This window comes from Microcoleus sp. MON1_C5, from assembly GCF_036701875.1.
Classification (GTDB): Bacteria; Cyanobacteriota; Cyanobacteriia; order Cyanobacteriales; family Microcoleaceae; genus Microcoleus.
The window spans coordinates 1-7,065 of the sequence record NZ_JAUBRN010000118.1; the positions used below are offsets into that span (position 1 = coordinate 1).

Annotated in this window: 2 protein-coding genes; one reads left to right on the forward strand and one right to left on the reverse strand. The window is 48.1% G+C overall.

The annotated features are described in order from the left end of the window. Positions 1-46: 46 nt before the first annotated feature. Entirely contained in the window at positions 47-3,115 is a 3,069-nt protein-coding gene (locus QUA71_RS28510; RefSeq protein ID WP_333290288.1) for an esterase-like activity of phytase family protein, read from the reverse strand. 640 nt (positions 3,116-3,755) lie between these two features. Here QUA71_RS28510 and QUA71_RS28515 point away from each other — a divergent pair. Beyond that, a complete protein-coding gene (locus tag QUA71_RS28515; RefSeq protein ID WP_333290290.1) occupies positions 3,756-6,953 on the forward strand; it encodes an endonuclease/exonuclease/phosphatase family protein in 3,198 nt (1,065 codons plus the stop codon). Positions 6,954-7,065 lie beyond the last annotated feature (112 nt).

Consider the following 7,065-nt stretch of genomic DNA (forward strand, 5'->3'; position numbering starts at 1 on the left):
CATAGCAGCTCCCGGGCATGAGTACGATACTTTACTACTATATCCACTACTCAAATAGAATGAAATAGCCCTGAGTCCCTATGTGACTACTAGGTTGGCTAACTGCGCTGACTCTAGGGAGATTTATTGTTGTGGGGCCGATCGCATAATTCTGCTTGGTATCGAACCCCATCAACTCAGAAACTGTCCCTAAGTCTGCAATGAAAGCACTGCTGTCGCGAGTTTCGACGCTGATGTTATCACCTGACACCGCAGAGATCGCACCACCAGCAGTTAGAATATCTACTGACTGCGATCGCCTGGGAGTTTCATTATCCAAAGCCAACCCAAAAGCCAATATTTGAGTAAACTGGGTAGCGCTAAAATTATTGTCGCTCACTAGCACTAAAGATTGCTGTCCGTTCGGCAACACTGGCCCCAAAGTCATCCCTTCAACATTATCCAAACCTGTCTGCAAACCCAGGCTGTCAAAATTGATCAGCAAGCGTTTATCAACGGGTCTGACAGTATTAATGTTAATAGCCTTCAGCGAATTAATGCCCCTGATATCGCTGGCTCCGTTGAGCCGTACTTCGTAGAGCTTGATGGTATTTCCCGTGCCTGGTGCGCCTGCTGAAAAAGAGCGTTCTAGTGCTAAGAAAGTGCCGCGATTATCTAAGGCTAACAGTTCCACTAAACCGTTTGTATTAAAGCCTGTCTCTGGAACTGCGGGAACTGCCACTGGGTCAGTTACATAAAGAAATTCTTGTTCCGGCTGTCCTGTGGTTAAATTGTATTTGAGAATGCGCGATCGCGAACCGGTATTAGTTGTTGCGATCGGCCCATCTTGCACTAAAGCATTCTCCGTTGCTGTAAACAAGAATTTCCCATCAGGAGTAATTGTCAGGTTTTCAAAAGCTAAATTGTTGCGAACTCCCGCTGTTGGTGCATCTGCTGGACCTATAACTGGTACAAACTTTGAGGGCACGGGTAATTGTCGCAACTGGCTACCTGTCCCTAAAGCAAACTCGTTGACAAATGGACTCTGAAGTCTACCAGCCAAGTTACTGACTTCGCCTTCTGAGGAAACAAACACAGTGCCGTTACTCGTTAAACCGATGCCTTCCGGGTCGAGAGTATTAGTAGCAAAAGGTTGATTGTTTTGGTTAAGCAGAGTTGTCACCCCAGAGAAATTAATCCCGGAACTAGACAGCGAACCAGAACTTAAATCGATATTGAGAGTATAGAATCGGGCCGGATTTCTGTCCGAACGGTCGTCAGAAATACTGTAATAGCGGTTGTTAATTTGGTCGTAATCAATGCCAGAAAGTCCGCCGACTTGAGTTCCTTCTACAGTGACGGAACCTGTTGGATAAGTAGCTTGTCCGATGAAGTTGATATTTCTGACACTGGTACTGGGAGAGCGATCGCCAACAGCAATATCTGCCCAAACTAAACTGTGGTCAGAAGTAGGAGTATTTTCCGCAGTTTGGCGATCGCCCACCAATCTGTACAGCGGATCTGTCGTCAAAGGCCAAAATACCGCAGCATCATTAATTGGCAAGTCAGCCGACGGCAAAACATAATCAACTCGCAGATTTCCCGAAGCCGTCCCCGCATCTCCAAAATCCGCCGTATCAAAAGCCGGATTGCCTTTTTGGTTGACATTATTACCGCCGTCTGCTACTTGTTGAATTCCGCCTAAACTTGCAGGAATTGCGCTAGTGACTCCTGTATTTACTCGCGAGTTATTTAGCAACTGCAAAATCGCATTGTCAAAACTATCCCCATCAACAGGATCGGCATTTTGGTCGCCCATAATTACGAAACTAGCATTGGGAGCAAGTCCGCCAACTGTGCGGCGATCGTCGTAAATATAACTACCTTTGCCGGGAGTAACGTAATCTGCCCAAAAGCGAATTTCATCATGATTTCGCCTCCCGTTTCTGTCTTCAGGGCCGTCAAATACAGGCGGGGTCGGATGACTGACTAAGGCGTGAACAATCTCGCCGTTGATATTAATTGGCACATCCCAGTGACTCTTGGACGAAAGGCGAAATGCGTTTAATTCATCAGGCGAGTAATAGTCATTTGCTGCGGGCGTAGACGAGTTATCCGGCAAAAATGCCCCGGGCATATCTTTCCAAAGGAAGTTTTGGAACGTGCGAATATTGGCAGTATCAATGGGATACTTCGAGTACACAGCCATTCCATATTGTCCCGGAAAATCCCCAAACCCGAAAGCGTCGTTGCCGTATCCGTTTGCACCAATTTGTGTGACAGCGGAACCGTTGTTGTCTAAATCTAAACCCGAAGCAATGCCCGTGTTAGAAGGGGCAGTATAGCGAAAGGGATAATTAACAGGAGTTGCGCCATTTTGACTAACAGACAGATAGTTTTGCTGAAACAAATTTAGGGCTGTGCTGCTGCTGTCGTAGTCAAATTCGTTAATTAACAAAACATCTGGATTTACGCGCTGAATTGTTTCAGCGACATTCTTTGCTTGCTGGTTGTTGGGAGTTGAAAGGTCTGTAATTAACCGACCGGCACTACTGCGATTCAAAGAAGCGTTGAAGCTAGAAAACCGAACTCCCGGAACTGGATTTTGGGCCACAGTGAAATCTGCTGCATCGAAGGAGTTGACTCCCTCCAAAATCGCTAGAAATTCGTTAGTTCCTGTATCTCGGAGAATAATACTGTTGCTGAAATTACCCGTACCTTGAGAAATCTCGATATTTGCCGGGGAGATGCCGCTGAGACTGATTAAGTCTTGACCTTTAACAAAATCGGTGATGAGGTCAGCATTTTCTAGTTGGGAACCGCCAGTAGTACGTGTTCCTATCCGCCCGATCGCGAAAATATCTTTACCACCACCGCCAGTCAAAATGTCGCCATCGAGCTCGCCGGAGAGAAAATCGTCTCCTTCGCCACCTTGAAGGGTATCGCGGTTTCGACCGCCGTAGAGTGCGTCATTCCCCGAATCCCCCAATAAAAAGTCATTGCCTGAATTGCCAAAAAGCCGATCGTTTCCTTCCCCAGAGGAGATGGCGTCATCGCCCCCCAAGCCAGAAATTAAGTCGGCTGCGATCGTCCCGCTTAATGTGTCATTCCCTGATGTGCCGTTAATTGCTGCCACGTTAAGTCACTCCTCTATACCGCTGAAGTCAAATATTTTTGGCTTTTGGAGTATAGTCTCACGCTAGGATTAAAGACTGATTATTTATTTGTTAAAAACTCGCGCACTTTCCTTCATTGAGTCGATCGAACCCGACAGCATAGATGAATGTGATTTTTATGTCTTTACTTCCAATTTGGGACACCTGATAATGCCCATTTACCACAAACTCCTAGGCTTAAATTTAAATTAACCTTTCCTTTACAAAGATTGTGTAGAGTATTCGAGGGTTCACTGTTTCGGGCTACTTAGAAACAATCTAGCTGGCTTCACGAGTCAAATCTGTAGCGAGGGTAACAAGGTATTTTTAAATCAGACACTAAGGGTACTCTGCTACTGGCTATCACCTTAGCCATAAGTCTTTATCTAAAGAAGTCGTTCGTGCTGCATCGCCTTTAGCCTGACTGTTTAGTCAGGTTAGATTCGTCGTGAATCGGACATTCTCAGGGCAAATCAGTCCCCTGGTTTGAGACCTAAAACATCTTGAGGATAAGCGATCGCCGTCCAGGCATCCTTAAAGAGAAGATAGCGTTTTCCTGTGCGATCGTCGCCCACCAAATCAACAATTTTCCACAGTAATCAAAACAGGTTTTACCAACCAATGGCACCCACATATCACGACCTTCTTACCGGTTCGCTAACACAGGATTGGTCAAACAAAAGTCTCATCACGGTTAATGATGACTGGTCCGGTATCCCAAGTATTGATGGTTTTCGCGGAGATGAACTAACAGGCGCAACGGGAACAGATCCACAAACCATTGTTGTGGCCGGCACATCGCCCATTGATGTCAATGCAAATCAGACAAATCCCAACACCTTCACCACCGGTGGTGTTGCTGAATTTGAGATCGCAAACCCCGTTGTTGGCCTTACTGGTTCCGGTACAGCGGATGCCCCATTTTTGCTGATTTACCTGAACACCGTCGGCGTTACGAACATCAACGTCTCCTTCAATCTCCGCGATGTGGATGGTTCTATCGATAACGCTGTTCAACCAGTCGCTTTGCAATACCGCGTCGGGACATCCGGCAATTTTATTAATATCCCTGCTGGCTACGTTGCAGACGCCAGCACTGGTCCAAGTTTAGCAACCGAAGTCACACCAGTTAATGTCACCTTGCCAGCAGGAGCACAGAATCAATCTCAAGTTCAACTCCGGATCATCACAACAAACGCTGCTGGGAATGATGAGTGGATCGGGGTTGATGACATCAGCATCACAGGTACTCCTGCTGGTGGCGAACCCACAACAACAGTCACACTCCAGGCAACAGACGCAAACGCAGCAGAGGCAGGGCAAGAGCCAGGGACGTTTAGAATTACGCGCACAGGTGACACGAGTGCCCCCCTAAGCGTGAACTACACCGTCGCCACGGGTACGGGTCAGGCGACCAACGGCACGGACTATACGCCGAATTTGACTGGGATTGCCACCATTGACGCGGGGCAATCCTTTGTCGATTTGGCGATCGCACCAGTAGACGATAGTGCAGTGGAAGGCAATGAAACCATCACGCTCAACCTAGTCGATACCAGCGACTATGACCTCGGTGGTTCGAGCGCGGCGACAGTGACCATTGCAGATAATGATGTGCCACTGACCCGCATCCGCGACATTCAAGGAACGGATCACATCTCCCCCCTTCTTACCTCTGCAACGGATCGAGTCGGTGTCTTCAATGTTGCCGGAATCGTTACCGCCAAAGCTTCTAACGGATTCTACCTCCAAGATCCTACACCCGATGCCGACGCGGCAACATCTGAGGGGATTTTTGTCTTCACAGGCACAAGCTCCGCAGGCTCAGCTATTCTCAACAGTGTCAGCCTCGGTAGTGCTGTTCTGGTCACGGGTACTGTGAGTGAGTTTCGTCCTGGAGCGAATAACCTCACGACTACCCAGATTAGTAACACCTCGACTCAAGCTCTAAGCGTTACCCCCTGGACAACTGCGCCCACAACCACGATTACCCCTATAAGCGTCAATCCTCCCACATTAGCCATCAACAACGACTTCTCTACGGCTAACCCTGGCAACGTGGAAACAGGCGGTGATTTTGAGCCTGCTACTGAAGGCATTGATTACTATGAAAGCCTGGAAGGAATGCTAGTACAGGTCAACAATCCTGTAGCAGTTAGTCCGACAAACAATTTTGGGGAGATTTGGGTACTTGATGACAATGGCGCAGATGCCACGGGGCGCACAGCTCGTGGGGGTAGCCTCATCAGCCCTAATGACTTTAACCCGGAACGCATTCAGATTGATGATGATCTGATTCGTCCTGGCTCTTCGTCACCTTTGGTAGATGTCGGAGCGCAACTCGACACAGTGACCGGGGTGATAAGCTACAACTTCAACAACTACGAAGTGCTGGCAACTTCCCCCATCACTGTTGATACTCCTAGTCCATTAGAGAAGGAAGTCACTACCCTAAACCCAGTTGATGACAAGCTGACGGTCGCTACCTTTAATGTGGAGAACTTAGACCCCGGTGATGGGGCTACCCAGTTCAATGCCTTGGCTCAACGCATCGTTACGAACCTGCAATCACCGGACATCATTACCCTAGAGGAGATTCAAGACAATAACGGTCCGACTAACGATAGCGTTGTTGATGCTGCCATCACTTACAACACCTTGATCGCAGCGATTCAGGCGGCAGGCGGCCCGACTTATGAGTTCCGTCAGATTAATCCAACTGATGACCAGGATGGCGGTGAACCGGGGGGGAATATCCGCGTCGGTTTTCTATTTAAGCCAGAACGGGTCACGTATGTAGATCGTCCGGGTGGGACAGCCACAACGCAAACCACTGTAAATAATGTTGGTGGCGACCCGCAGCTTTCCTTCAGTCCGGGTCGGATCGTTGACACCGATCTCTCGGATGGTGACGCCTTCGCAAATAGCCGTAAGCCTTTGGTCGGGGAGTTTCTGTTCAACGGTCACAAGCTCTTCGTGATTGGAAACCACTTCAATTCCAAGGGTGGCGATCAGCCCCTCTTTGGGCCAAACCAGCCCCCAGTCCTCACGAGTGAAGTCCAACGCCGCCAGCAAGCGCAGATTGTTAACAACTTTGTAGATAGCATCCTCGCCGCCGACTCTACGGCAAATGTGATTGTTTTGGGTGACTTGAATGACTTTCCGTTTTCTGAACCCCTGAACATCCTCAAAGGGATACCGGGTGGTGTGGGTACACCTATCCTGAACAATCTGATCGAAACCCTACCGGCAAACGAGCAGTACACCTACAACTTCCAAGGCAACGCGCAGGTTTTGGATCACATCTTGGCGAGCAAGACGCTGTTTAATAATTTAGATGAGTTTGATGTTGTTCATATCAACTCTGAGTTTGCGGATCAGGATAGTGACCACGACCCCAGTGTGGCTCGCTTCACCCTTCCTCAGTATGTAGGGACACAAAAAAATGATTCGTTTACGGGCACCGCTTTGAATGAAGTCATTACTGGTGGTTCCGGTGGGGATAAGCTTACGGGTGGCGGTGGTAGCGATCGCTTTGTCTACACCAACATTGAAGATTCGGGAGACCGGATTGAGGACTTTATCACTGGCACTGATAAAATCGTTCTTACCGAGTTGCTCGATAGCTTGGTTCCTGGGGGCTATAACGGCACAAACGCGATCGCGGATGGTTATGTGCAGTTGGTTCAAAGAGGTGGCAAAGTAGTCCTCCAGATCAATCAAGATGGCTTCGGTGATGACAACAAATTCAAAAATTACATTACTGTTGAAAACGTTCTGGCTGCCGATCTGAGCGCTCTGAACAACTTTGTGTTTTAGGGGTTTTTGGTTGAGCAATCTTAGAAAAGTAAGCGTAATACCAATTTAATATGAAGCTGCATAGAATAAAGCTTCCAGAATGAAAGTGTAAGAAGATAGTGAACTCATTTCT